Origin of the sequence: Pseudomonas graminis, from assembly GCF_004364335.1 — a bacterium.
GTDB classification, from domain to species: Bacteria; Pseudomonadota; Gammaproteobacteria; order Pseudomonadales; family Pseudomonadaceae; genus Aquipseudomonas; species Aquipseudomonas graminis_D.
Map to the genome: position 1 here is coordinate 94,321 of NZ_SOCR01000007.1, position 26,411 is coordinate 120,731.

The window sequence follows — 26,411 nt, forward strand, 5'->3', positions numbered from 1 at the left end:
GGCAGATAGGAAGCAGCACGTGAAAAGTAGCGGTTGATTTAATAGACGCTCGGTCTAATATGCAACCCCATGAACGACATCATTGCAAAACCCAGACGCCCCGGCCGCCCGCCCAAAGTGGCACGCCCCGATGACTTCGACACCCGCGAGGCGCTGATCCGCTGCGGCGTTGAAATACTGACCGAACAGGGCTTCATGGCCACCGGCATCGACGGCATCCTCAAGCGCGTCGGCGTGCCCAAAGGCTCTTTCTATCATTACTTCGCCAGCAAAGAAGTGTTCGGCCTCGCGGTGCTGGACAGCTACGCCGGCTACTTCGCCCGCCGCCTGGATCGCTGGCTGCTGGATGAATCGCTCTCGCCGCTCGAGCGGTTGGCCGGGTTCGTTCAGGAATCAAAGGTCAACATCGCCCGCCATGACTTTCGGCGCGGCTGCCTCGTCGGCAACATGGGCCAGGAGGTGAGCGTTCTGCCAGCGGGCTTCCGCGAGGCGCTGGAAAAGGTTTTCCTCGACTGGCAGGCGCGGCTGACGGTGTGCTTCAACGCAGCAATTGCGGCAGGCGAACTGCCGGCACGCACTGACTGCTCAGAGCTGGCGGCGTATTTCTGGATCGGCTGGGAGGGCGCTGTGCTAAGGGCTCGACTGGTGCAGAACGAGCAGCCGCTCAACACTTTCATTATCGGATTTCTGCGCGGATTGCCGCGCTGATGTTTTCAGGTTTGGTTATAGGCGATCGGTCTAAATAGGAGAGGGGCAATGTTCAAAGGCATCCTGATCAACAAAGACGACAATGGCTACCGCGCCGAGCTGACGGACATCGACGACACTCAATTGCCCGAGGGCGACGTCACCGTGCGCGTCAGCCACAGCACGCTAAATTACAAGGACGGTTTGGCGATCACCGGCAAAGGGCCGATCGTGCGGCAGTTCCCGATGGTGCCCGGCGTGGATCTGGCCGGCACCGTCGAGGACAGCAGCGACCCGGACTTCAAACCCGGCGATCAGGTGTTGCTGAACGGCTGGGGCGTGGGGGAAGGCCATTGGGGTGGCTTGGCACAGAAGGCGCGGCTGCAAGGCAAATGGCTGATCCCGCTGCCGAGCGCGGTTACATCCGCGCAGGCGATGGCCATCGGTACGGCCGGGTACACCGCGATGCTGGCGATCATGGCGCTGGAGAAAAACGGCGTGACGCCGGACAAGGGCGATGTGCTGGTGACCGGGGCCAATGGCGGTGTCGGCAGTTTCGCCATCGCGCTGTTGGCGAAACTGGGCTATCGCGTCGTGGCCTCTACCGGCCGCTTGAGCGAAAGCGAATACCTGAAGTCCCTGGGCGCGGCGGAAATCATCGACCGCGCCACCCTTGCCGAACCGGGCCGGCCGTTGGCCAAAGAGCGCTGGGCCGGGGCGATCGACTCGGTGGGCAGTCACACCCTCGCCAACATCTGCGCCAGCACGCGCTATTGGGGCACGGTCGCAACCTGCGGTCTGGCCCAGGGCATGGACTTTCCGGCATCAGTGGCGCCGTTCATTCTGCGCGGCGTGACCCTTGCCGGTATCGACAGTGTCATGCGTCCGCGCCAGGACCGTATCGACGCCTGGGCGCGTCTGGCCCGGGATCTCGATGTGTCGCTGCTGCCGTTGATCAGTCGCGAGATTGGCTTGAGTGAAGTGGTTAAAACCGCGCACCTGTTGATGGACGGGCAGGTACGCGGGCGCATCGTGGTCGACACCCAACGCTGATCAGCCGCAGGTGAAGGGGCTCACGTTGAGCACCCTGACCTGCGCCATGGCGGGGTGACGGGGATTGAGCAGCAGGTTGCGCGTGTGGGTGATGATTGCGGATGGCACGATCAGTCCGAGGTGTTCCCGGCGCTCGAGCCAAGCGCTGCCGAAATCCATGCTCGGCCGGTCGGCTGGCGTCACGTCCCATCCAGGCGGCAGTTGGGCGAGGGCAGGCTGCCAAGACAGCGCCGGATCATCCGGCAACTGCAGGTGAACGAGCTGGAAACCCGGCTGCGGCAGGCTCGCGCATTGGACGAGTGTGTCCAGCGCGCCGCCTGACGCGCTCAGCGCCAGGTAGACCGCCGGCTGGTCGGCATGATTCCAGCGGCCGCCGAACTGCGCGGCGCCCATGCCGGACAGATCGGTCGCGGCACTGTTCTTGCTGATCTTCCAGGCCTGCATCAGACGACCCCGCCATGCTGCAACGCGCTGAGCACCCGACGTGCCTGACGTGCGCCGATTTCGGTTTCGCACAAGGCGATGGGCGTTTGACCGTTGAGTGCGCGGTTGGGGGCAACCATCCAGCGGCGGGCGGTGTTCTGATCTTCAAAGAGTTCGGCGGCGTGGGTAGCGAGGGCGGCCACCCGGTCGAGGCGCTCGGAGCCGACGATGTCCAGCGGACGTTGCTGACGCTGGCGGCGTTCCAGGGTGGAGACCGAGGTTGCCAGCAAGGCTTCGAGCTGGCTGTTGCTCAGGCGGAATGCATTGCGCAGCACCTTCACCCAGCCGGGCGGGAAGCCCGAGCGGATGTAGTCCAGCCGTTCGGTTTCGTTGCGTGCATTGAGCTGGTCGGCGATCAACCAGAATGAGGGGGCGGTGTCGGTTATCGCTGCTTGAAGAGTCGAAGGCACGTCCATGCTCCTTGTGAGATCCGGTGCAGCGACCTTACGCCGCTGTCAGGGTTTCTCAAGCGAGAAGCTGTTACCGGCGTTTGCATGCTTTGCTTCCCTAGTGGGCCGGCTTTAGCCGGAAACGACTAACGGATGGCGTACAGCGCAATCCGACAGCTGACCCTATTCTTGACGATTTTTAATGACTCACTATGATTAACTTTAAATCACTCTCCAATCAGGACCGTCCTATCATGGCAACTTCCGCAAAGACCCGATCGGTGACGGCTCACGTTCCTGAGGCGTTGGCACAAAAAGTCGATTTGATGGCGGAGCGGCTGGAACGCTCCAAAAACTGGATAGTGAGGCAGGCCCTGTCCGCCTGGATAGATCAGGAAGAAGAGCGCAGTCGCCTGACTCGGGAGGCATTGGCTGATGTTGATGCTGGTCACGTAATTGACCACCAGACCGTTCAGGCCTGGGCTGATAGCCTTAGCACCGACACGCCGTTGCCGGTTCCACGCTGATGGAACTGAAGTGGACGAGCAAGGCGCTTTCCGACATTGCCCGGCTCTATGAGTTTCTGGCAGCGGCCAATCAGCCTGCCGCCGCACGAACCGTGCAGCAACTCACGGCGGCACCGACTACGCTGCTCGTCAATCCACGCATCGGCGAACGCCTTGAAGAATTTGAACCGAGGGATGTGCGCAGAATCCAGATCGGCCATTACGAGATGCGCTACGAGATAGCCAATTCCACAATCTATCTGCTGCGTCTGTGGCACACCCGCGAGGATCGATAGGATCGTGAAAGCAGCGGAACTGAAGTTTGAGCTGGGCTGAAACCGATCAAAAATAGCTCAGTGTGAATGCTGTGGTTCCGTTTCTTGACCTTCACGAGTGAGCAACGCGCGTTTGCGCTCGACACCCCAACGATAACCCGACAACGCGCCATCGCTGCGCACCACCCGATGACAGGGAATCGCCACGGCGATACGGTTTGCCCCGCAGGCCAGAGCGACGGCGCGGCTGGCGGTCGGCGCGCCGATCCGTTGGGCAATCTGCGCGTAGCTTGCGGTAGTGCCCGGCGGGATCTGCGCCAGGGCCTGCCAGACCCGCTGCTGAAACGCCGTGCCCTGCAAGTCCAGCGGCAGGTTCAAGCCCAGCTTCGGCGCCTCGATAAACCCCACCACCTCAGCCATCAGCCGCTCGAAGTCGGCGTCGCCGCCGATCAGCGTGGCGCTGTGAAACTGATTCTGCAGGTCTTGCACCAGTCGGTCGGGGTCGTCGCCGAGCAGAATGGCGCACACGCCTCGCGCACTCTGGGCCACCAGAATCGCACCGAGAAAGCACTCGCCGACGGCAAACCGAATCTCCAGGTTGGCGCCGCCCGTGCGGTAGTCGGTGGGGCTCATGCCCAGCAGGCCGGCGCTGGCTTCGTAAAAACGGCTGTTGGAGTTGAAACCGGCGTCGTACAGGGCGTCGGTGATGCGCCCGTTGTCCGTCAGTTTGCTGCGTACCTTGCCGGCGCGGTGGGCGTTGGCGTAGCCCTTGGGCGTGAGGCCGGTGACGGCTTTGAAGACGCGGTGGAAATGCCAGGGGCTCATGGACGCGTGGGCGGCCAGCTCGGCGAGGGTCGGCAGCCCTTCCGCTTCGGCGATCATCCGGCAGGCCCCGGCGACCACGGCAGCATGCTGCTCGGCCAGACCGGTGCGGTCGGCGGCGGCACGTTTGCTCGGGCGAAACCCGGCGGCTTCGGCCTCGGCGGCACTGTCGAAGAACACCACGTTTTCCGGCCGTGGCAAGCGCGCGCTGCTGCTCGGACGGCAATACACGCCGGTGGTGCGCACGCCGTAGACGAACAGTCCGTCAGCGCTGGCATCTCGGGACACCACTGCGCTCCAGCGCGGGTCGAGCTCGATGCTTTCGGAGGACTGATTGTTCGGTTGACGGCTCATTGTCGGCGGCTCTCGGACTGTTCACTGGCCTGTACGTTAGCCGCCGCAATGGAAGGCGACACCCCGAGTCTTGCGTTCAAACTCTTGTGCCCGGACGCCCGTGCTGGGGACCTCGCATTCACATCAGCCCGACATCGGCGGCAAGGTGCCCAGCAATGAAACTGCCGCAAGCGCGCCGGCGCCAAACAGGCATTCCAGAAACACGCTCAACCTCAGGCGTGCCATGGGCAGATCAGCAGACCGGGCCAATTGCCGGTTCAGCGCGGCGAGCAACAGCATGCCCACCACCATCGTTATCTTAACGGCCAGCACCCGGCCGAACCCGGCAAACGCCGGCTCAGGCCAGAACCCGCCGCTGAGTGCACGAACGTTGATCAAGCCCGTGGCGATGATCACCGCCACGAGCCCGTAGCCGATGCCGCTGAAACGCCGCAGCACGACCGCGAGATCGACGCCATGATCAGCCCTCAGCAGCAGGGCCAGCATCCCCAACCCGCCGAGCCAGGTACCGACGCCGAGCAGGTGCAGCATCTGATTGACGATCAACAGTTGGCCTTTCAGCCCATCGAACATTGCGCCGTGACCCACCGGCGCCAGGGTCAGCAGCAAAAGGGCGTTGAGGGCCAGCAGCGCGCCCGGTCTCACCCGGCGATTGAGGATGACAACCAGCGCGTTCAGCAGCAGATGAACCACCCACACATGACCGAACCAGGTCTTGCCCAGCACCCGCCCGACGTTGGACGGGTCGATTGCGCTGCTCCAGTCACTGCTCAGGTAAGCCGCCGTCAGCATCAGCCAGGCCACCGCGCTCGCCAGGGCGATGGCGGCGACCCAACCAAGCAGTCGGCCCAGGCGAGGCCCCGCAGGGCTGGCCTCAAAAGCCAGCAGGTGCCGGACAAACAACAGGCTGCGGAACGCGCCGACCCCGAACATCAACAGCACTGCGCCGACGTGGATGAAGCGGCACAGGATCAGTCCTTCGTGCATGGGGTTATGGCGTCACCTGAAAGCGGTAGGTGCCTTCACTCTTGTGGGTGTCCACCGACACGGCGTGCCATTCCACCTTGTATTTGCCCGGGACCATCGGCACGGCCGGGGTCACGATCAGGACTTTCTGATCGTTGGGATCGGTTTCGACGTTGCGCGTCTGGATGATTTCAGTGGGTGTATCGGGCGCGTCCAGGCTGATCACCACTTTGGTGAATGTGGCTTCGACACCTTCGGAGAAGATCAGGCGCAGCTCTTTGGGCGCGCTCACTTCGCTGTCGGCAGCGGGTTGCTGACTGTCCAGATGGGCGTGGGCGAAGGCAGCAGTAGAGGTCAGACAGGCCAGCAGGGACAGACAGGAGAGGGCGTGTTTGAAACGTTGGACAGACATCGGCGGGACCTTTGCTTGGGCGGCAGTTGCAGCGAATGGATGACGGAATCGACCACGGTCGACTCGGGAGGATCGGATCGCTACTAGACCAGAAAGTGCAGAGGGACTCCAGCGATTAGCCCGGCACCATATCTTCAAACTAACGCTGCTGATGGTTGATCACTCGGAAGAGCGGTTGCGTCTATGGGTGCAGCAGGCGGATCTCGCATGGGCCGGCCCTATGAAGCCGGTATGCACACTCATCCCCGTCCCACGCCTGGCGCTGGACGGCATGCTGATCGAGATCGAAGCGGTGGCGGCGCTTAGGCCCAGAGACTGACTGGTTTTTAGTGGGACCGTCTTCAGCCCGGAATAGGCCAGTATGTACACCATCAATTCTGCAGTGTGACTGCCGACGCCTTCCCGGCTAAAGCCGGTCCCACAGTCGAGGTTTGCCAATCCCACAGGGTGTACGCGGTCTCGTAGTGGGACCGGCTTCAGCCGGGAAGAGGCCAGTGTGAACACCATCAATTCTGCAGCGTGACTGCCACGCCTTCCCGGCTAAAACCGGTCCCACAGTCGAGGTTTGCCAATCCCAATGGGTGCACGCGGTCGATGTGCGCCGTCAGGATCGAGACGCTGTCAGAGGGACAGGCAAGGGGCGGGTGATGCAGTGATGATGCGATGAAAGGCTGCGCCGCGTGTGCGACGCAGCCCCGGGCAGTCAGACCTTGAAGAAGCTCACGCGGTCGGTGAGCACGTCGGCCAGGGTCGACAGCTCGCGGCTGGAGCGTGCCACCTGGTTGGAGCCGACGGCGGTTTCCAGTGCCGAATCGTGGATGCGGTTGATGTTGACGCTGACGTCATCGGCCACCGCCCGCTGCTGCGCGGCGGCGCTGGCGATCTGTGCGTTCATGTCGTTGAGCGCGCCGACTTCGTGGCGGATCTTCACCAGCGCGGTTTGCGCTTCGTGGGTCTGCTCGACGGTGCGCTGGGCCATTTCGCGGCTCTCTCGCATCAGGTCGGCGGTCTTCACCGCCCCGGTTTGCAATTGACCGACCATGTCGCGGATTTCTTGGGTCGACTCCTGAGTGCGGTTGGCCAGGGAGCGAACCTCGTCGGCGACCACGGCGAAGCCGCGGCCTGCCTCACCGGCGCGGGCGGCCTCGATGGCGGCGTTGAGCGCCAGCAGGTTGGTGCGTTCGGCGATGGAGTTGATCACCGCTACCACATTCTCGATGGCGCGGCTGTCGCTGGATACCTGACCCACCGAATTGGCAGCGCTTTCCAGCTTGCGCGCCAGTTGATCCATTGCCTGCGCAGTCCCTTCGACCACGCGCTTGCCGTTTTCGACTTCATGGTCAGCCGTCTGGGTGGCGTAGGCAGCCTGGTCCGCGTAACCCGCGACCTCTTTTACGGTGGTGGCCATCTGGTTGATCGCCGTAGCCATTTGCTGGGTTTCGCTGGCCTGCAGGCGCATCTGCTCGCTGTTGTTGTCCGAACTGGACAGCAACTGTGCAGAGGAGTGGGTCAACGCCGCTGCAGCCGAGCGCACTTCGGTGATGGTAGCCGACAGGTGCAGGTTGGTCGCCTTGAGCGCCCCCATCACGCTGTCGGGGTAGGACGTTTCAATCTTGTCGGTCAGCTCACCGGCCGCTAGACGACGGATCGAGGCCGCCACCTGGTGGGGTTCAGCGCCGAGGGTCGACTTCAGGCTGCGAATGATCAGCAACGAGGCAATGATGCCCAGCACCACGGCGACGCCGGTGGCCAGCAACATCAGCGACGCGAATTGCGAGGCCGTGGCCCGTACCGAAGTGATGTGCCCACTAATGGACGCTTCCTCGAGATCGATCAGTGCGTTGATGCGGGCGAGCCAGTCTTTGTAGGCGCCGGACACTTGCTCCATCAGCAGCGTCTGGGCCTGGTCGATCTCGCCTTGCTGACGCAGTTTGAGCAGTTTTTCGGTGGCGCTCAGTGCAGTGCGTTCGGCGGTCTTGATGTTGGCCAGCAGCTCTTGCTCACGGGGCGACGCGCCCTTGGTCTGGTAGATGCGGTCCATGGGCGCGGCTGAGGCTTGATAAAGGCCGTCAAGGCGCTCGATATCACGCAAGTGGGTGGCGAGGCCTGTGTCGTTGCGCACCAGCACGGCATCGCGCAGGGCAATGGCGCGGTCGTGCACGCTGCCGCGGAAGTTGATCGCGTAACGCTGTTTAATGGTGGCGTCCTCGCTGACGTCGGTCAGGGCGGATTCCATCAGGTGGACCCGGTTAACGCCCACCAGGGTGACGAGAATCATCAGCGCGAGGACCAGCCCGAAGCCCAATCCCAGGCGCTTGGCAATTGAAGGATTTTTAAACATGGAGTGCACCAGAAATGAAGGCGTCCGTGATATTAGAACGCTATTACTTGGTGCGCTTTATATCGGAGTTTCCAGAGGGCTGCTGAGGTATTTTCGCTATCAAGGCGATAGAGTCCGTTGGTCCTTTTGAAAGGAATTTTTCCGTCATTGCGTGATCGCAAATGCCCTGTAGAAAAGCGCGCATAAAAAAAAGCCACCGCACTGGCGTGAGGTGGCTAAAAGTCTTACCAAAGGAATGATGAAGCGGAGCATGATTCGACTGCCTGATGCTGCGGAGTCATCCGGCAATTGATTCGTGTTCTTCATCGCCGACGACGGTAACACCGGCCGAAAGTTTTCAACTATTACGAAGGTTGATAGTGACTATCAAAGCTCGTTGGGAATCCCGTCGGTCGGAGAGTGCTACAAGATTTTCGGCCCTCAAGTGCGTGGTATACCCTGACCAGAGCGGTCACCACAATAATCAATGTGCTCCTTTGGCTGGAACAGCCGTCCAGTCACTGGCATGTGTGTTTCTTTCCATCTGCCGCAACGCCCGCTCCAGCGCTGAAACGTCGTGTGAACTTTAAACTCTGCCCCGCATCAAGGGGGGCGCACGCGCTGGGGCTTAATCGAGACAGGGGATAGCAATGACTTTCGTGAAATGGAATCTGATGACGCTGGCGGTTTCGCTGGGCGTCAGTCAATTGGCAACGGCAGCGGTTGTCAGTGATCAATCGGAGGCCAAGGGCTTCGTCGACGACAGCAGTCTGACCGTTCACCTGAAGAATTATTATTTCAACCGGGAAAACATACACGGCAAGGACGACAGCAAGGACTGGACCCAGGGCGTGCTGGGTAATTTCAGTTCCGGGTTCACCCAGGGCACCGTGGGTTTTGGCGTTGATGCCTATGGGTACTGGGGCCTGAAGCTTGATGGCGGCGGCGGGACCACCGGCACCGGCAATCTGCCCGTGGACAGCCATGGCAATCCCCAGGATGAATACGGCACGGCCGGCGGCGCGCTGAAGATGCGCATTTCGAAGACCGAATTGCGCTACGGCAATCTGCAACCCCAGGCGCCGGTGTTTGCTGCGGGCGGCTCGCGACTGTTTCCGCAAACCGCCACTGGCTTCAACGTGCTGAGCAGCGACATCGCCAATCTGGAACTCGACGGCGGCCACTTCACCGGCAGCAACGGCCCGGTCACGACCAACAATGATCACGGTATCTGGGCGGCGTATGCCAACGTCGAAGCCAGCAGCATTGATTACGCTGGCGGTAAATACGCGCTCTCCGATAATCTTTCGGTCAGCCTGTATGGCTCGGATCTCAAGGACGTCTGGCATCAGTACTACGGCAATGCCAATTACACGTTGCCGATCTCTGATCAACAGTCGCTGAACTTCGACTTCAATATTTACCGCACCAATGACAGCGGCGCCGCGAAGGCGGGCGATATCAGCAACACGACCTGGTCGCTGGCGGCTGCTTATTCATTTATGACCGCCCATACGTTGACGCTGGCGTATCAGAAAGTGCACGGCGACACGCCGTTCGACTATGTGGCCTTCGGTAATAACGGCGCGGGCGACACCGGGGATTCGATACTGTTGGCCAACTCGGTTCAGTACTCCGACTTCAACGGCCCGGGCGAAAAGTCCTGGCAGGCGCGGTACGACCTGAACATGGCGAGTTACGGCGCGCCGGGGCTGAGTTTCATGGTTCGTTATATCCACGGTGATGACATCGATGGGTCGCACATTCCGTCGAACAGCACCTACACCGGTTATGGCGATGATGGCGATCACCACGAAACCAACCTCGAAGCGAAGTATGTCGTGCAGTCCGGTCCGGCCAAGGACTTGTCCCTGCGCATGCGTCAGGCCTGGCACACCGCCAACGGCGATCAGCCTGATGGCGACGTGAAGGAGTTTCGTTTGATTGCGGATTATCCGATCAATATTTTCTGATCGGGTGGCTGGGTGATTTAGAAGCTCTGCTGTAGAAGAAAGCCAGGCCCTCCGAGAGGAGGCCTGGCTTTTTTGGTTTTGTCATTCGCCGAGAGAAGTGTCAGCAGCGCGGGCCTCTTCCCGGCTAAAGCCGGTCCCACAAAGTGCATGCCGCTGCGTCCCTGCTGACTGCACACATTGCTTTCGTAGGACCGGCTTTAGCCGGGAAGGGGCCGGTTCGTACAACATACCTCTCAATGCCAGTCACTCAGGCCGGTGATCCCCGCGAATCGAAAAATTCGCCATGTGCTCCAGGCCTTTGATCAGCCCCGAGTGGTCCCAGCCGCTCCCACCCAGTGCCGCACAGGTGCTGAACACTTGCTGGGCATTGGCGGTATTGGGCAGGTTTAGCCCCAACTCCCTCGCGCCTTCGAGGGCCAGGTTCAGATCTTTCTGATGCAGCGCGATCCGGAAGCCCGGGTTGAACGTCCCTTTGATCATTCGCTCGCCATGCACTTCCAGAATCTTCGACGAGGCAAAGCCACCCATCAGCGCTTCGCGCACCTTGGCCGGGTCAGCGCCGTTTTTCGACGCAAACAGCAGGGCCTCAGCCACCGCCTGGATGTTCAGCGCGACAATGATCTGGTTGGCCACCTTGGCGGTCTGGCCGTCACCGTTGCCACCGACCAGGGTGATGTTCTTGCCCATGGTCTGGAACAGGGGCAGGGCGCGTACGAAGGTCGCCTGCTCGCCGCCGACCATGATGCTCAGCGTGGCCGCCCTGGCGCCGACTTCGCCCCCCGACACCGGTGCGTCGAGGTACTGCGCGCCGGTGGCGTTGATTTTCTCGGCGAAGGCTTTCGTCGCCGAGGGGGAAATCGAGCTCATGTCGATGACCACGTTGCGGACATCGACGCCCTCGCTCAGACCGTTTTCGCCGAACAGTACGTCGTTGACTTGCGGGGTGTCCGGCAGCATGACGATGATGAATTCAGCTTCCTGCGCCACTTCCCGAGGGTTGGCCAGCACCGTCGCCCCGCCGTCCATCAGTGAGGCGGGCGGGGCAACGAAATGCCGGGAGAGAATCAATTGATGACCTGCTTTCTGCAGGTTTTCTGCCATGGGCAGGCCCATGATGCCGGTGCCGATGAATCCGATGTTAGCCATGAGAGGTGACCTCTTAGTGATGTCTTGTGTGGTCTCCCTGTAGGAGCGTGGCTTGTCCCGCGATCTGCTGCGTAGCAGCAGTAAAATCTGTTAGCGCGGTGTGCCAGACGTACATCGCGGGTTGATTCACGACCGGTTCCCGGCCGATCGCGGGACAAGCCACGCTCCTACAGGACTGCATTCCGGGCAACGCCAGGTTGAGTTTTGGATCAGGTATCGCGTGTCAGATCAGGTTGTGCTTTTTCAACCACCCTAGCCCCGCTTCGGTGGTGGTCAGCGGCTTGTATTCACAGCCGATCCAGCCGCGATAACCCAACCGGTCCAGGTGCTTGAACAGAAAGCCGTAGTTGATCTCGCCGGTGCCGGGTTCATGCCGGCCAGGGTTGTCCGCCAGTTGCACGTGACGTATCGCCGGCAGGTGGTTTTCGAGGGTGCGGGCCAGGTCGCCTTCCATGATTTGCATGTGGTAGATGTCGTATTGCAGCGACAGGTTGGGGCTGCCGACCTTTTCGCGAATCGCCAGGGCCTGGGCGGTGGTGTTCAGGTAGAACCCCGGAATGTCCAGGGTGTTGATCATTTCCATGACCAGATCGATGCCTTGGGCTTGCAGGCGGTCTGCGGCATATTTGAGGTTGTCGACGAAGGTCTTCTCGATCAGCCCGTCGTCGAACCCCTGGGGCTTGATCCCCGCCAGGCAGTTGATCTGGGTGTTGTCAAGGACCTTGGCGTAAGCAATGGCCAGGTCGACGCCGGCATAGAACTCCTCGATCCGATCGGGGTGACAGGCGATGCCGCGTTCGCCCTTGGCCCAGTCACCTGCCGGCAGGTTGAACAGCACTTGAGTCAGCCGGTTGCAGTCCAGTTCGGCCTTGATCTGTGCAGCGCTGAAGTCATAGGGAAACAGGTACTCGACGCCGCTGAAACCGGCGTCGGCGGCGGCTTCGAAGCGTTGCAGAAACTCCACTTCGGTGAACAGCATCGACAGGTTGGCGCATAAACGTGGCATGACGTACTCCTTGTTCGTGTTCTGAGCTCTTTTTCGGAATGCTTCCTGGCAATAACCCGGCGCGATCAATCCAGCGGGCTGACGGCGGTGGGAGCGTCGGCGCGGCTCTCGGCCAATGACTCGAATTCGTTGATCGCGTTGATCTCGGTGCCCATCGCAATATTGGTGACGCGCTCGAGGATGATCTCCACCACCACCGGCACGCGGTGCTGCTGCATCAGGCTCGTGGCTTCGGCGAAGGCGGCCTGCAGGTGCGCCGGATCCAGCACGCGGATCGCGTTGCAGCCGAGGCCTTCAGCCACCGCGACGTGATCGACGCCATAGCCTTCCAGCTCAGGCGCGTTGATGTTGTCGAACGCCAGCTGCACGCAGTAATCGATGTCGAAGTTGCGCTGGGCCTGACGGATAAGCCCCAGGTACGAGTTGTTCACCACCACGTGGATGTACGGCAGCTTGAACTGCGCACCGACGGCCAGCTCTTCGATCATGAACTGGAAATCGTAATCCCCGGATAGCGCGACAACATGACGGCTCGGATCGGCCTTGACCACGCCCAGCGCCGCCGGAATGGTCCAGCCCAGCGGCCCGGCCTGTCCGCAATTGATCCAGTGACGCGGCTTGTAGACGTGGAGGAATTGCGCGCCGGCAATCTGCGACAGGCCGATGGTGCTGATGTAGCAGGTGTCCTTGCCGAAGTACTGATTCATCTCCTCGTACACCCGCTGCGGCTTGACCGGGATGTTCTCGTAATGGGTCTTGCGCTGCAGCGTGCGCTTGCGTTCCTGGCAACTCGCAAGCCATTGGCTGCGGTTCTTTAGCTTGCCGGCGGTGTGCCACTCCCGCGCCACTTCGATGAACATCGCCAGCGCTGCACCGGCGTCGGATACGATGCCCAGATCGGGCGTCAGCACGCGGCCGATCTGCGTGGGCTCGATGTCGACGTGGATGAACGTGCGGCCTTCGCTGTACACCGACACGGTGCCGGTGTGGCGGTTGGCCCAGCGGTTGCCGATGCCAAGGACCAGATCGGCCTCCAGCATCGTTGCGTTGCCGTAGCGGTGGGAGGTCTGCAGCCCGACCATGCCGGCCATCTGCGGGTGATCGTCGGGGATCGTGCCCCAGCCCATCAACGTCGGGATCACCGGAATGCCGGTCAGCTCGGCGAACTCCACCAGCGCGTCCGATGCATCGGCGTTGATGATGCCGCCACCGGCAACGATTAGCGGACGCTCCGACGCGTTGAGCATTGCCAGGGCTTTTTCGACCTGCTTGCGGCTGGCCTGGGGTTTGACCACCGGCAGCGGTTCGTAGGCGTCGATGTCGAACTCGATCTCGGCCATCTGCACGTCGAAGGGCAGGTCGATCAATACGGGGCCGGGCCGGCCGCTGCGCATCAACTGAAAAGCTTTCTGGAACACGTACGGCACCTGGCCGGGTTCCATGACTGTGGTCGCCCACTTGGCGACCGGCGCGGCGATGCTGGCGATGTCCACGGCCTGGAAGTCTTCCTTGTGCATCCGTGCCCGCGGTGCCTGGCCGGTGATGCACAGAATCGGAATCGAGTCGGCGGAGGCTGAATACAGACCGGTGATCATGTCGGTGCCGGCCGGGCCCGAGGTGCCGATGCACACGCCAATGTTGCCGGCGATGGCGCGGGTATACCCCTCGGCCATGTGCGAGGCGCCTTCGACGTGGCGCGCCAGCACGTGATCAATGCCGCCGAGTTTCTTGAAGGCGGCGTACAGCGGGTTGATCGCGGCGCCCGGAATACCGAAGGCGGTGTCGACACCTTCGCGACGCATCACCAGAACGGCGGCTTCGATGGCTCTCATGACGGTCATTTGTTAGTCTCCTGAACTCGATAGTTTTTGTACGTAAACAGCCTGATTTGAATCAGATGTTTTGTGAATGCCTGTTTTTATCCGTTCTATCGGTATCTGGAGTATCGAATGGATCGCTATACGGAATTGCGCAGTTACGTCCTGGTGGCCACCCGTGGCAGTTTTGCCGCGGCGGCGCTGGTGGAAGGGGTGACGCCGGTGATCATGGGCAGGCGACTGAGCGCGCTGGAGGATCGTCTGGGCGTCAAGCTGATTCATCGCTCCACGCGGGGCCTGACCCTGACCGATGCCGGCGAGTCGTACCTGGAGAACGCCAAGCTGGTGCTGCAGTCGTTCGAGGAACTGGACGCCAGCATCAGCGAGAACGAAAGCAGCGTGCGCGGGCACCTGGTGGTGTCGGCGCCGGCAGGATTTGGCCGTCAGCACGTCGCTCCCCATGCGCCGGAATTCCAGGCGCGGTTCCCGGATTTGCAGCTGTCCTTCAACCTGACGGACAACGTGGTGGATCTAGTGCGTGAGGGTTATGACATGAGCATCCGCATCGGCGAGGTGCTGGACCCGAACTACGTCGCGATCAAGCTGTACGCCAACAAACGCGTGGTCTGTGGCGCCCCGGCGTATTTCGCCGAGCATGGATTTCCCCAGGCGCTTGAAGATCTGGCGCAGCACAATTGCCTGTCGTTCAACCTCCAGGGCGGCCAGCACCGCGGCTGGACGTTTCAGCGCGAGGGCAAGCCGGTGGCGATCAAGGTCGCAGGCAATCTGTATTGCAACGATGGCGAGCTGTTGTATGACTGGGCCAAGCGCGGACTGGGCCTGAGCTGGCGCTCGACGTGGGAGATTCAGAACGAAGTGGAAAGCGGGGCGCTGGTCACCGTGCTGGACGAATTTGCCTTGCCCAGCTACGACATCCAGGGCGTGTACCCGCAACAGCACTATCTGCCGGCGAAAGTGCGGTTCTTCATCGCGTTTCTGAAGGAGGTCTACAACCGCCCGGGGTATTGGCGGCAGGGGTGAGCCGTGATCCCCGCGGCGCGTGCCATCACCCTGTAGGAGCCGGCTTGCTGGCGAACCCGGTCATTCAGGAATGGGAGTGGCGACTGATCCTCCGAATTCGCGGGCAAGCGCGCTCCTACAGTTGATTTGCGGTGTCCATCAATGATTGCGGTCTGCCTCTGCCCGAAGGGCGTAGGAGCGCGCTTGCCCGCGATCTGGCGCGCAGCGGCAGTAAACTCGGTGAGTGCGGCAGGCCGGCACGAACAACGTCGCCAGTTTTTACGCCTGCTGCGCAGCCGATCGCGGAACAAGGTGGAGCGCCACCCCGGCACCTCCTACAAGGCCTGGCGTCAGACCCAAAAATGGCACTTGCCGCAGATGCAACTCCATAGGAGCCGGCTTGCTGGCGAACCTGGTCATTCAGGAATGGCAGTGGCGACTGATCCTCCGAATTCGCGGGCAAGCGCGCTCCTACAGTTGATTTGCGTCATCCATCAATGATCGCGGTCTGCCTCTGCCCGAAGGGCGTAAGAGCGCGCTTGCCCGCGATCTGGCGCGCAGCGGCAGTAAACCCGGTGAGTGCGGCAGGCCGGCACGAACAACGTCGCCAGTCTTTACCCCTGCTGCGCAGCCGATCGCGGAACATGGTGGAACGCCACCCCGATACCTCCTACAAGGCCTGGCGTCAGACGCAAAAATTGCACTTGCCGCAGATGCAACTCAACTTAGGAGCCGGCTTGCTGGCGAACCCGGTCATTCAGGAATGGACGTGGCGACTGATCCTACGAATTCGCGGGCAAGCGCGCTCCTACAGTTGATTTGCGTCGTCTATCAATGATCGCGGTCTGCCTCTGCCCGAAGGGCGTAGGAGCGCGCTTGCCCGCGATCTGGCGCGCAGCGGCAGTAAACTCGGTGAGTGCGGCAGGCCGGCACGAACAACGTCGCCAGTCTTTACCCCTGCTGCGCAGCCGATCGCGGAACAAGGTGGAACGCCACCCCGGCACCTCCTACAAGGCCTGGCGTCAGACCCAAAAATGGCACTTGCCGCAGATGCAACTCCATAGGAGCCGGCTTGCTGGCGAACCCGGTCATTCAGGAATGGACGTGGCGACTGATCCTACGAATTCGCGGGCAAGCGCGCTCCTACAGTTGATTTGCGTCGTCTATCAATGATCGCGGTCTGCCTCTGCCCGAAGGGCGTAGGAGCGCGCTTGCCCGCGATCTGGCGCGCAGCGGCAGTAAACTCGGTGAGTGCGGCAGGCCGGCACGAACAACGTCGCCAGTCTTTACCCCTGCTGCGCAGCCGATCGCGGAACAAGGTGGAACGCCACCCCGGCACCTCCTACAAGGCCTGGCGTCAGACGCAAAAATTGCACTTGCCGCAGATGTAACTTCGTAGGAGCCGGCTTGCTGGCGAATGCGTTGGGTCAGTCACCCTCGCAGTGTCGGAGTGATCGGGTTCGCCAGCAAGCCGGCTCCTACGGACTGTGTGTGGGGCAAGTGCGCGCTGCCGTGCAGATCCCCGAGCCGGAGGCGGTTAAATCAACTCGACCGTCACCACCGGCAGCCCGCGAATCTCGCCTACCGCCAGACCCGGCGCGCGGGTCTTGTACATCCCGGTATAGGAGCCGGTGGTAACCACCATTTCCGGCGTCATGCTCAACCCGTTCTGGGTGTGGTGATTGACCAGCCATGGCAGTAGACGTCGAGGGTCGCCCGCCGGGTTCGCCCCATCCCCCGGCACGATATCCTCGTCACCGTAGGTGAAGCTCAGGGCAGGCTCGTCAAACGGAAAACCGGCGTCGTAATCGATAAATTCCCCGATGATCAGCGCCCCATGGTTGAGCAGGTCGCCCAGGGCCAGCAGTGGCTCGATCTTCGGCCACTCGGCAAACCGGCTCGACACCACTTCAATGGTCGCGCCCATCGTCTTGATGCTGCCCAGCACTTCTTCATCCGAATACGCCTCATCGCGAGGGGTGAATTCGCGGCCCAGACGGAAGGCGATCTCCAGTTCCAGAATCGGCGACGGGTAATCGACGCACTCCACCTGGCTGCCACTGGCGAAAATACCGTCGTCGGGCAGCAGCGCGCCGTTGATCGGCCCGGTCGGTGACTTGGCGCCGACCTTCCAGCCGCCCACGGACGTGTCGCGCAGGCGCAGAATCTCCCGTTGCAGTGCATAGGCACTGGCCGCATCGGCGGGCACGTATTCAGGGCGGATGTCGGTGATTTTCTGACCATGATGCATGGCCTCGACGATCAATTCGGCAATGTTCGCTGGGTGAGACGATGGATTCACGCGGGTCTTCCTTCAGGCAATTGATGGAAAGCGCCCCGGTTCCGTTGCCGATCAGGCGAGGGACGGCGGAGCCAGCGTGACTACTCTAACCCTATTTCAACCGGTCGGCAGAGGCTGGGCTGCGGACCCGAGCCCGCGCTCAAACGCGCCCGGCGCTGTACGCCAGGTCCGCGCGCAAACGCTGAACGCAGAAATCAACGAACGAGCGCACCTTGGATGAGCCTCTTCGCCCTTCGACGTAGACCACGTATACCGGCATCGGGGTGATCTCGAAGTCTTCGAGCACGGCGTGCAATGTGCCCGCCTGCAGGTGACGGCGAATCTGATAGGACGGCACCTGGGTCAGGCCCCAGCCATCAATGGCGGCATGAATGGAGGCCGTGAACGACGTCAGCGACAGGCGCGATTGCACCTTTACTTCCTGAGGCTGGCCTTCGATGCGGAAGGTCCACGGCGGCTGGCGGCCGGTGATGATCACTGACACGGTTTCGCGCTCGATGAGTTCGTGGGGATGACGGGGGGTGCCATGGGCGGCGAGGTAGGCGGGGGAGGCGCAGACCATGCGCCGAACGCTGCCGACCTGGATGGCGGTCATCGATGAGTCGGGCAACTCGCCGATGCGCACCGAGACGTCGATGCCTTCTTCCAGCTGCCCGGCTATCCGGTCCATCAACAGGCCACGGATCTGAACCTCGGGATGCTGACTGAGGTAGTCAGTCATGACCGGCGTAACGTGCAGGTCGCCGAACACCTGTGGCGCGGTTATGGTCAGCAACCCGCGCGGCGTGGCATGAATGCCGGCGGCGGCGCTTTCGGCCTCGTGCAGATCGGCCAGCAAGCGCCGGCAGTCGTCGGCGAAGCGCATACCGGCTTCGGTCAGGCGCAGCTGCCGGGTGGTGCGCACGATCAGCAAGGTGCCAAGCCGCGCTTCCAGCTGCGCGACGGCCCGGGTGACGGTGGCCGTGGACACGTTCAGGTTGCGTGACACCGCGGCGAAGCTGGGGCCTTCGGCAACAGCAGCAAAAAGGGTCATTTCCTGAATGCGGTCCACAGAGCGTCCGTTTTCGAGCCAGCGAGAGCGGCAGTCTGAGGCAAATCCGGGTGAGCGGAAAGGTCTCATCCAGGCAGTCAGAAAAACGCCTGCTCGGTCATGTTTGCTTGGTGCTCCGGCGACGCCTTCTATATTCTTGCTGACGCTGGACGCCTCCAACGAAAGCCGGCGCTCGACACGGCAAGGGACAGACCCGCATTCACGCACGGCCAAAGGAACGCAGATGAGCACCACCAGCACGCCGCTCTCCGGCGTCAACCAGCCATTGAAGGGCATCGCACTGATCCTGTTTGCGACCTTTCTGTTCTCCAGTCATGACACGCTGTCCAAATACCTCTCCGGCATCTACCCGATCATGATGGTGGTCTGGGTGCGCTATGTGGTGCACACCGGGCTGATGGCGTGCATTTTCATGCCGTCGTCGGGCCTGCGCGTGCTGCGCACCAAACGCCCGGGGCTGCAGGCGTTGCGCGCGGTGTGCCTGCTGGGTACGAGTTTGTTGTTTACCAGTGGGCTGATGTTCATCCCCATCGCCGAAGCGACGGCGGTCAACTTTCTTGCCCCGTTGCTGGTGACGGCGTTGTCGGTGCCGCTGCTCAAGGAGACGGTCAGCCGCGGTCAATGGATCGCCGTGCTGGTGGGTTTCAGTGGCGTGCTGGTGATCGTGCACCCCGGCGGCGAACTGTTCCGGCCGGCGGTGTTATTGCCGCTGGGCTCGGCATTCTGTTTCGCCTGCTATCAGTTGCTGACCCGTCTGGTCGCGGCCCACGACAGCCCAACCACCAGCAACTTTTTCGCCGGGCTGTTTAATACTCTTTTGATGAGCGCCATCGTGCCGTTCTTCTGGCAGTCGCCGGAGTGGAAGCACATTCCGTTCATGCTGGCGTTGGGCACCTGTGGCATGGTCGCGCACCTGATGCTGACCCAGGCCTTCCGTTTCGCCGCGCCGGCCATGCTGGCGCCGTTCGGTTACTGCCAGATCGTTTTCGCCGGGCTGTGGGGCTATATCGTGTTCAACCATTCGCCGTCCCTCGTCGCACAGGCCGGCATCGCGATCATCTGTCTCAGTGGCCTGGCGGCGGCGTGGCAACAGCGCAAGAAGGGCGGCTGAGGAAGGATTGCCCCCGCGCCATGCCCCTGTGGGCGTGAGCGTGCTCGCGATACAGGGCCGGTCAGGCGCCTGACGGGTGATGTAGAAACCGGTTCGCCAGCAAGCCGGCTCCTACAAAATCGAGGACATTCTGCGGCTTCACGGCGCCACCTCGCGCGGCGCCATGAAGTAAATCCAGATCAGCGCAATGAAGTACATCACCGGGATCAGGGTGAACAGCACGCTGTAGTTGTTGTGCGTCGCGGTCAGCACGGCGCCGACAATCTGGGTCATGAACATGCCGCCGATGGCCGCGCACATGCCGCCGAAGCCAAACACCGTGCTGATCATGTGCCGGGGCGTGTAATCCATGACCAGGCTCCAGATGTTCGCCGTCCAGGCCTGATGCGCGCCTACCGCCAGGGCGATGGCCGCCACGGCCACCCACAGACCGCTGGCATTGGCGGCGAACACCACGCCGATGATCGTCAGCGCAAACGCCAGCATCGACAGCAGGCGCGCAGTCATCGGGGGCATGCCCCGGCCGATCAGCCACGAAGACAGTATCCCGCCGCCGACACTGCCGAAATCGGCGGTCAGCCAGATCAGCATCAGCGGGATGCCCATCTGCGTCACGCTGATGCCCAGGTGGTATTGCTGATTCAGAAACGGCGGCAGCCAGTACAGGTAGAACCAGAACACCGGTGCGGTGAGGGCGTAGGCGACGGCAAAGGCCCAGGTGCCGCGCATTTTCAGGATGCGCGAGAACGGTACTTTTTCCCCTTCAGGCTCTGTTTCCGGTTCGGCATCGCTGTTGATGTAGGCCCGCTCGCTGGCGCGCACCCTCGGATGCTCCTGCGGATTGAAATACGTCAGCCCCCAGGTGATGACCCAGACCAGCCCCAGCGAGCCCATGCAGAGGAACGCCGCCTGCCAGCCCCACACGGTCAGGATCAGCGGCAACAAGGCAGGCGTGACCATCGCACCGACGTTGGTGCCGGCGTTAAAAATCCCGGTGGCCACGGCGCGCTCTCCGGCCGGGAACCACAGCCGGGTGACCTTGACGCAGGCCGGGTAATTGGCGGCTTCGGTCAGGCCGAGAATGAACCGGCAGACCATGAAGCCCGCCGCTGATGTCGCCAGACCGTGGGCGCCGGTGGCGACACTCCACAACAGCACCGCGAGAAAGAACGCGCGCTTGACCCCGACCCGATCGATGAAACGCCCCTGCAGCAGAAAGCCGATGGCGTAACCGACCTGAAACCAGAAGTTGATGTTGGCGTAATCCATCGCTGTCCAGCTCATCTGCGCCGCGAGGATTGGCTGCATGACGCCCAGTGCGGCGCGGTCGATGTAGTTCAGGGTGGTGGCGAAGAACACCAGTGTCAGCATGCCCCAACGGGTTTTGCCGACGGCCAGGGCGCTGCGGATCTTCTCCTTCATGCCGGCATGAGGATGCGCCGGGCTGGAGGCGACCGGGGCAGGCGAAGCAGAAGGGGAACGCATAAGCATCAAGCCTGTTTCGAAATTGTTAGGGTGGTGTCCGCGCGGCCAGTGCCGTGCTTGACCCGGAAAAGCGTCATGAAATGAACCGTACGGTTCATTTCATTTGATGTCGTGTCCAACGGCGCGAATAATCCCACGAACACCCGCCAGGTTCGAGCTTCATCGACGTGCCGGGTGCCCATGTGTTTGTCAGGAGTTCCCACCCGCATGCAGCGCTCGATCGCCACCGTTTCCTTGAGCGGCACCCTGCCGGAAAAGCTGGAAGCCATTGCCGCCGGAGGGTTTGACGGGGTTGAAATCTTCGAAAACGACCTGCTCTGTTACGACGGCAGCCCGCGCCAGGTGCGCCAGTTGTGCGCAGACCTGGGCATCGCCATCACCCTGTTTCAGCCTTTCAGCGACTTCGAAGGCTGTCGCCGCGAGCATCTGCAGCGCAACCTCGACCGCGCCGAGAGCAAGTTCGACCTGATGCAAGCGCTTGGCACCGACCTGATACTGGTGTGCAGCAATACCGCCAAGGATTCCCTGGGCGAGCGAAACATACTACTCGATGACCTTGGGTCGCTCGCCGAACGGGCTGGCGCGCGTCAACTGCGTGTGGGGTATGAAGGGCTGGCCTGGGGGCGCCATGTGAACACCTGGCAGCAGGTCTGGGATCTCGTCCGGCAGGTCGACCATCCGGCCCTCGGCGTGTTGCTCGACAGTTTCCATACGTTGTCGCTCAAGGGCGATCCGAGCGGGATTGCGCAGATTCCCGGCGACAAAATCTTCTTCGTGCAGATGGCCGATGCGCCGCTGCTGAACATGGGTGTGCTGGAGTGGAGCCGGCACTTCCGGTGTTTTCCGGGGCAGGGCGCGTTCGATTGCCCCGGCTTTCTCGCAGCGATCCTGCGCAGCGGTTACACCGGGCCGCTGTCGCTGGAGATTTTCAACGACGTGTTCCGCGCCGCGCCTACCCGGGCCAATGCCGCCGAAGGCCTGCGTTCGTTGCTGTACCTGGAGGCGCAAACCCGCACGCTGCTGAACCAGCCGTCTCGACCCGATGCGCCGTCATTGTTGTTCCATCCGCCGGCGCCCAGTGCCTGCAATGGCGTCGAGTTTCTCGAGTTCGCCGTGGATGAGGCCCAGGGCGCGCGGCTGGGCAACTGGCTGCACGGGCTGGGCTTCGGCACCTTGGGTCAGCGCCGCAGCAAAGCCGTGACGTTGCTGGGGCAGGGCGATATCAAGATCGTGTTGAACGCCGAGCGCGGTTCTTTGGTTGCTCCATCCTCTGCTGAGTCTGTTTCAGAAGCCCCCGGCCCGTCGCTGTGTGCGATGGCGTTGCGGGTGGACGACAGCGCTGCTGCGCTGGAGCGGGCACGTCAGTTCAATGCCGAAACCTATGGCGGACCGTCCGGCGCCGGGCCAAGAGAGATACCGGCAGTGCGTGCGCCGGACGGCAGCCTGATGTATCTGGTCGAGCCCGCCGCGCCGGGGCAATCGAGCTGGGACAGTGATTTCAGCCTGAGCTCGCAGCCCCTGATGCAAAGCGGTTTGCAGCGCATCGATCACGTGGCCATCGGGTTGCCCGCCGACAGGTTCGACAGCGCGGTGCTGTTCTACAAGAGCGTGCTGGGTTTCGAAGCGGATGCCGACGTGCTGCTGCCTGACCCTTACGGTCTGGTGAGGCGCCGGGCGTTGCGCAGCCGTTGCAGCAGCGTGCGCCTGTCGCTGAACACGCCGGATCGTGGCAATACGGCAATCGCTCACGCGTTGGCGAGCGACGGCGGCGCAGGTGTTGATCACGTCGCCTTTGCCTGCGACGACATCTTCGCGCAGATCGCTCGGGGCGAGGCGGCAGGCGTGCAGTGGCTGGCTATCCCGCAGAACTACTACGACGACCTGGGGGCGCGCTTCGGCTTCGGCGATGCAGTGCTCAGCGAACTGGCGCGCCACAACGTGCTGTACGACCGCGACGCCAACGGTGGCGAGCTGTTTCACGCCTGCACCGAGGCGTTCGAGGAGCGGTTCTTTTTTGAAATGCTCGAGCGCAGGAATGGCTACGCCGGTGATGGCGAGGCGAATGCTGCGGTGCGCCTGGCAGCGATGGCCAGGGCGCGCAGCGGGTCGGCAGGGGGCTGATGGCGCCGGGCGCGTCGACACGTGCCGCTTCCGTAACCCGCGGGTGCAGCCCATAATCCCGCGATTCCCCGTGGTCGTGAGCCCCGCATGAAAACCGTTGACGACAGCCTCGCCGAGGCGCCCGCAGGTGGCATTCCCGAGCCGGCACGCAAGTCCCGCAAGAACAATCCGGAAAAAACCCGCGAAGGCATCCTTCAGGCGGCGGTCGCCGAGTTCGTCGCCCAAGGGCTCTCCGGCGCCCGCGTCGATGCGATTGCCGAGCGCACGCAAACGTCCAAGCGGATGATCTATTACTACTTCAACAGCAAGGAGCAGCTGTACACCGAAGTGCTGGAGAAGCTATACGGCGACATCCGCACCACGGAAAGCAGCCTTGACCTCGATGTGCTCGCGCCTGAAGAAGCGATCAGGCGGCTGGTGGAGTTCACCTTCGACCACCACGACCGCAATGTCGACTTCGTGCGCATCGTCTGCATCGAAAACATCCACAACGGCGCCAACGTCAAACAGTCCGCGACGATCCGCGAGCTGAGCCGGAATGTCTTGCAGGCGCTGGACCAAACTCTGCGGCGTGGCGAGCAGGACGGCGTGTTCCGTCCGGGCGTACAGGCCGTTGACCTGCACATGCTGATGAGTTCGTTCTGTTTCTATCGCGTGTCGAACCGCCATACCTTTTCCGAGATTTTCCAGATCGACCTGGATGACGAAGCAGTCAAGTCCCGGCAGAAGGTGATGATCTGCGAAGCGGTGATGCGTTACCTGCTGCCGTGACCGGGCGAGTTCCACGCCACGCTTGCCTGAGGAGCCAACGATGTCGCAACGCCAATCCACGCTGATCGCCTTGCTGGTGGCCGTCACCTTTTTCATGGAAAACCTCGATGCCACGGTGATTGCCACGGCCATGCCGGAAATGGCGCGGACCTTTGGCGTCGCGGCGGTGGACCTGAATATCGGCATGAGCGCCTACATGCTGGCGATCGCCGCGTTCATTCCCCTCAGCGGCTGGCTCGCCGACCGACTCGGTTCACGACGGGTGTTCGGCGGCGCCATCGTGCTGTTCACGGTGGCGTCGATGCTCTGCGGTATCAGCGACAGCCTGGAGACCTTCGTCGCCGCCCGCGTCCTGCAGGGCATGAGCGGCGCGATGATGGTCCCGGTGGGGCGCCTCGCGGTGATGCGCGCCACCGAAAAGAAGGACCTGGTGCGGGCCATTTCGCTGATCACCTGGCCGGGACTGGTGGCGCCCATTCTCGGGCCGCCCCTGGGCGGGTTCATCGTGATCCACGCGTCGTGGCCGTGGATTTTCTACCTCAACCTGCCCCTTGGCGTCATGGCGCTGATTGCCACGCTCATCCTCATTCCCAAACGCAATGAAGTCAGCACCCGGCCGTTCGACCTGAAGGGGTTCCTGCTGCTCGGCGTGGCCTGCACGGCGCTGTTGTTCGGGATGGAACGGCTGGGGCAGGGCCATGGCAGTCAGTGGCCGGGCCTTGCGGTAACAGCGCTCGGCGTGGTCTGCGGCGCGCTGGCCTGGCGACACATGCGCCGGCATCCGCAGCCACTGATGAACGTTGAGGTGGTGCACATCCGCACCTTCAGCGTCAGCCTGCTGGGCGGCTCGGTGTTTCGGATCGCCATCAGCACGCTGCCGTTCCTCTTGCCGCTGATGTTCCAGCTGGGCTTCGGCCTGTCCGCGTTCGACGCCGGGCTGCTGGTGCTGGGGGTGTTTGCCGGCAATCTGGCGATGAAGCCCTTTACCAGCGTGATCATGCAGCGCTGGGGCTTTCGTCAGGTGCTGCTGGTCAATGGTTGCATCGGCGTGGCGGCGATTGCGGCCTGCGCGCTGCTTGATCAGACGATGGGCTGGCCGATGATCCTGCTGATCCTGTTCATTGGCGGGCTGTCGCGCTCGATGCAGTTCACCGCGTTCAACACGCTGGGTTTCGCCGACGTCCCCAAGGCGCAGATAAGCGATGCGTCGACGATGTTCAGCATGTGCTTTCAGTTGAGCATGGGCCTGGGTGTCGCGATTGCCGCGTTGCTGCTGCGTGGCGCAATGGTCGTGCATGGCAACGACGGGTCCGCGGTGACCGCTGATTTCCAGCTGACGTTTATGGGCGTCGCGGTGATCGCGGCGTTGGCGTTGCTGGACAACCGCCGGGTGTCGGCCCAGGCCGGCGCGGCGCTGCTGCAACCCAAGGCGTGATCCTCTACCTGCCGCGAAGCGCCACTGGCCAAAACCACCAGGCGTTCTGCGCGCTTTGACTATTGCCCATCGGCGCGGCAGAGCGGAGTATTTCGCCACTCCAACAATAAAAGTGTAAGGACGACACAATCATGCAGATCGAAGGCAAGGCATTTCTGGTCAGTGGCGGCGCGTCCGGGCTGGGGGCGGCCACCGCACAGATGCTCATCGACGCAGGGGCCAGGGTGATGCTGGTGGACGTCAACGCCGAGGCGCTCGCGGCCCAAGTGGCCAAGCTGGGCAGCAATGCCCGCGCCAGCGTCAGCGACATCACCCAGGCGAGCGCCGTTCAGGCTGCGGTGGATGCCGCGCTGAGTGCATTCAGCCAGATCAACGGCGTGATCAACTGCGCGGGCATCGTCGGCGCCGAGAAAATCCTTGGCAAGGAAGGGCCCCACGGCCTCGACAGTTTCAGCCGGGTGATCAACGTCAACCTCGTCGGCAGCTTTAACCTGCTGCGCCTCGCCGCCGTGGCCATCGCCGAAAGCACGGCCGACGCCGGGGGTGAGCGCGGGGTCATCATCAACACGGCATCGGTTGCCGCCTATGACGGCCAGATCGGTCAGGCGGCGTACGCGGCGTCCAAGGGCGCGATTGTCAGCCTGACCTTGCCCGCCGCCCGTGAACTGGCGCGTTACGGCATTCGCGTCATGACCATCGCCCCGGGCATCTTCGAAACCCCGATGATGGCCGGCATGACACCCCAGGTGCGCGAGAGCCTGTCCGCCGGCGTGCCGTTCCCGCCGCGCCTGGGCAAGCCCGAGGAATACGCTGCGCTGGCCCGCCACATCATCGAAAACAGCATGCTCAACGGCGAAGTGATCCGTCTGGATGGCGCCTTGCGCATGGCCGCTCGCTAATCGAGGA

General features: G+C 62.4%; 23 protein-coding genes and 2 pseudogenes. 12 read left to right on the forward strand and 13 right to left on the reverse strand.

Annotated features, from left to right (window positions below):
- Positions 1 to 69 precede the first annotated feature (69 nt).
- Together EC919_RS14505 and EC919_RS14510 are read left to right on the forward strand one after the other, a co-directional pair.
- Positions 70 to 708: a TetR/AcrR family transcriptional regulator gene (locus EC919_RS14505; RefSeq protein ID WP_133775003.1), complete on the forward strand. Its 639-nt coding sequence runs from the start codon at positions 70 to 72 to the stop codon at positions 706 to 708.
- Positions 709 to 756: 48 nt separating this feature from the next.
- Positions 757 to 1,740 carry an MDR family oxidoreductase gene (locus EC919_RS14510; RefSeq protein ID WP_133775005.1) on the forward strand — a complete coding sequence of 328 codons (984 nt, stop codon included), beginning with the start codon at positions 757 to 759 and terminating at the stop codon, positions 1,738 to 1,740.
- Here the strand turns inward: EC919_RS14510 and EC919_RS14515 are convergent, their stop codons facing one another.
- On the reverse strand, positions 1,741 to 2,184 hold the full coding sequence (locus EC919_RS14515) for an RES family NAD+ phosphorylase (protein WP_133775007.1): 444 nt from the start codon (positions 2,182 to 2,184) through the stop codon (positions 1,741 to 1,743).
- Positions 2,184 to 2,633, reverse strand: a complete 450-nt coding sequence (gene parS, locus EC919_RS14520; RefSeq protein ID WP_237254483.1) for a type II RES/Xre toxin-antitoxin system antitoxin — start codon at positions 2,631 to 2,633, stop codon at positions 2,184 to 2,186. Before parS ends, EC919_RS14515 begins: the two co-directional genes overlap by 1 nt.
- A gap of 233 nt (positions 2,634 to 2,866) precedes the next feature.
- Between parS and EC919_RS14525 the strand changes: the two genes are divergently transcribed.
- Both EC919_RS14525 and EC919_RS14530 read left to right on the forward strand, forming a co-directional pair.
- The gene (locus EC919_RS14525; protein ID WP_133775409.1) at positions 2,867 to 3,139 is read left to right on the forward strand and encodes a CopG family ribbon-helix-helix protein; all 273 of its coding nucleotides are present in this window, start codon (positions 2,867 to 2,869) and stop codon (positions 3,137 to 3,139) included.
- Entirely contained in the window at positions 3,139 to 3,414 is a 276-nt protein-coding gene (locus tag EC919_RS14530) for a type II toxin-antitoxin system RelE/ParE family toxin (protein WP_122537187.1), read from the forward strand. Before EC919_RS14525 ends, EC919_RS14530 begins: the two co-directional genes overlap by 1 nt.
- Positions 3,415 to 3,471: 57 nt before the next feature.
- Here EC919_RS14530 and ada read toward each other — a convergent pair whose 3' ends face one another.
- The 3 genes from ada to copC form a co-directional block, all read right to left on the reverse strand.
- Complete coding sequence (gene ada, locus EC919_RS14535) at positions 3,472 to 4,569, reverse strand: bifunctional DNA-binding transcriptional regulator/O6-methylguanine-DNA methyltransferase Ada (RefSeq protein ID WP_133775011.1); 1,098 nt, start codon at positions 4,567 to 4,569, stop codon at positions 3,472 to 3,474.
- A 123-nt stretch (positions 4,570 to 4,692) separates the two neighbouring features.
- Positions 4,693 to 5,556, reverse strand: coding sequence for a copper homeostasis membrane protein CopD (copD, locus tag EC919_RS14540; protein ID WP_133775013.1), 864 nt, complete (start codon positions 5,554 to 5,556; stop codon positions 4,693 to 4,695).
- 4 nt (positions 5,557 to 5,560) lie between these two features.
- Complete coding sequence (gene copC / locus EC919_RS14545; RefSeq protein WP_133775015.1) at positions 5,561 to 5,947, reverse strand: copper homeostasis periplasmic binding protein CopC; 387 nt, start codon at positions 5,945 to 5,947, stop codon at positions 5,561 to 5,563.
- A gap of 130 nt (positions 5,948 to 6,077) precedes the next feature.
- Here copC and EC919_RS14550 point away from each other — a divergent pair.
- Positions 6,078 to 6,266, forward strand: a pseudogene (locus EC919_RS14550) (RidA family protein); the annotation flags it as partial.
- A gap of 384 nt (positions 6,267 to 6,650) precedes the next feature.
- Here the strand turns inward: EC919_RS14550 and EC919_RS27850 are convergent.
- On the reverse strand, positions 6,651 to 7,706 hold the full coding sequence (locus EC919_RS27850) for a methyl-accepting chemotaxis protein (RefSeq protein ID WP_432213823.1): 1,056 nt from the start codon (positions 7,704 to 7,706) through the stop codon (positions 6,651 to 6,653).
- Between the two features lie 72 nt (positions 7,707 to 7,778).
- Positions 7,779 to 8,288 (reverse strand): annotated as a pseudogene (locus EC919_RS27855) (MCP four helix bundle domain-containing protein); the annotation flags it as partial.
- A 629-nt stretch (positions 8,289 to 8,917) separates the two neighbouring features.
- Here EC919_RS27855 and EC919_RS14560 point away from each other — a divergent pair.
- A complete protein-coding gene (locus EC919_RS14560) occupies positions 8,918 to 10,240 on the forward strand; it encodes an OprD family porin (protein WP_133775019.1) in 1,323 nt (440 codons plus the stop codon).
- Between the two features lie 243 nt (positions 10,241 to 10,483).
- On the opposite strand, the gene EC919_RS14565 is transcribed toward EC919_RS14560, so the two are convergent.
- From EC919_RS14565 to gcl, 3 genes are all read right to left on the reverse strand, one after another.
- Complete coding sequence (locus tag EC919_RS14565) at positions 10,484 to 11,386, reverse strand: 2-hydroxy-3-oxopropionate reductase (RefSeq protein WP_133775021.1); 903 nt, start codon at positions 11,384 to 11,386, stop codon at positions 10,484 to 10,486.
- Between the two features lie 223 nt (positions 11,387 to 11,609).
- Entirely contained in the window at positions 11,610 to 12,392 is a 783-nt protein-coding gene (gene hyi / locus EC919_RS14570; RefSeq protein WP_133775023.1) for a hydroxypyruvate isomerase, read from the reverse strand.
- A gap of 65 nt (positions 12,393 to 12,457) precedes the next feature.
- Positions 12,458 to 14,233 carry a glyoxylate carboligase gene (gene gcl / locus EC919_RS14575; RefSeq protein WP_133775025.1) on the reverse strand — a complete coding sequence of 592 codons (1,776 nt, stop codon included), beginning with the start codon at positions 14,231 to 14,233 and terminating at the stop codon, positions 12,458 to 12,460.
- A 108-nt stretch (positions 14,234 to 14,341) separates the two neighbouring features.
- Here gcl and EC919_RS14580 point away from each other — a divergent pair, with 108 nt between their 5' ends.
- On the forward strand, positions 14,342 to 15,250 hold the full coding sequence (locus EC919_RS14580; protein ID WP_133775027.1) for a LysR family transcriptional regulator: 909 nt from the start codon (positions 14,342 to 14,344) through the stop codon (positions 15,248 to 15,250).
- Between the two features lie 1,516 nt (positions 15,251 to 16,766).
- On the opposite strand, the gene EC919_RS14585 is transcribed toward EC919_RS14580, so the two are convergent.
- On the reverse strand, positions 16,767 to 17,531 hold the full coding sequence (locus tag EC919_RS14585; protein ID WP_208294981.1) for a 2-keto-4-pentenoate hydratase: 765 nt from the start codon (positions 17,529 to 17,531) through the stop codon (positions 16,767 to 16,769).
- Positions 17,532 to 17,670: 139 nt separating this feature from the next.
- Positions 17,671 to 18,582: a LysR family transcriptional regulator gene (locus tag EC919_RS14590; RefSeq protein WP_133775029.1), complete on the reverse strand. Its 912-nt coding sequence runs from the start codon at positions 18,580 to 18,582 to the stop codon at positions 17,671 to 17,673.
- Between the two features lie 223 nt (positions 18,583 to 18,805).
- On the opposite strand from EC919_RS14590, the gene EC919_RS14595 reads away from it, so the two are divergent.
- Positions 18,806 to 19,693 (forward strand): DMT family transporter, encoded by an 888-nt coding sequence (locus tag EC919_RS14595; protein ID WP_133775031.1) that lies wholly within the window; start codon positions 18,806 to 18,808, stop codon positions 19,691 to 19,693.
- 138 nt (positions 19,694 to 19,831) lie between these two features.
- Here EC919_RS14595 and EC919_RS14600 read toward each other — a convergent pair whose 3' ends face one another.
- A complete protein-coding gene (locus tag EC919_RS14600) occupies positions 19,832 to 21,115 on the reverse strand; it encodes an MFS transporter (RefSeq protein WP_166650564.1) in 1,284 nt (427 codons plus the stop codon).
- Positions 21,116 to 21,385: 270 nt separating this feature from the next.
- Here EC919_RS14600 and EC919_RS14605 point away from each other — a divergent pair, with 270 nt between their 5' ends.
- The 4 genes from EC919_RS14605 (at position 21,386) to EC919_RS14620 (ending at position 26,404) form a co-directional block, all read left to right on the forward strand.
- Positions 21,386 to 23,299, forward strand: a complete 1,914-nt coding sequence (locus EC919_RS14605; protein WP_133775036.1) for a bifunctional sugar phosphate isomerase/epimerase/4-hydroxyphenylpyruvate dioxygenase family protein — start codon at positions 21,386 to 21,388, stop codon at positions 23,297 to 23,299.
- Between the two features lie 87 nt (positions 23,300 to 23,386).
- On the forward strand, positions 23,387 to 24,070 hold the full coding sequence (locus EC919_RS14610) for a TetR/AcrR family transcriptional regulator (RefSeq protein ID WP_133775038.1): 684 nt from the start codon (positions 23,387 to 23,389) through the stop codon (positions 24,068 to 24,070).
- A gap of 40 nt (positions 24,071 to 24,110) precedes the next feature.
- Positions 24,111 to 25,505 carry a DHA2 family efflux MFS transporter permease subunit gene (locus EC919_RS14615; protein ID WP_133775040.1) on the forward strand — a complete coding sequence of 465 codons (1,395 nt, stop codon included), beginning with the start codon at positions 24,111 to 24,113 and terminating at the stop codon, positions 25,503 to 25,505.
- Positions 25,506 to 25,636: 131 nt separating this feature from the next.
- On the forward strand, positions 25,637 to 26,404 hold the full coding sequence (locus EC919_RS14620) for an SDR family NAD(P)-dependent oxidoreductase (RefSeq protein ID WP_133775042.1): 768 nt from the start codon (positions 25,637 to 25,639) through the stop codon (positions 26,402 to 26,404).
- Positions 26,405 to 26,411: the final 7 nt, after the last annotated feature.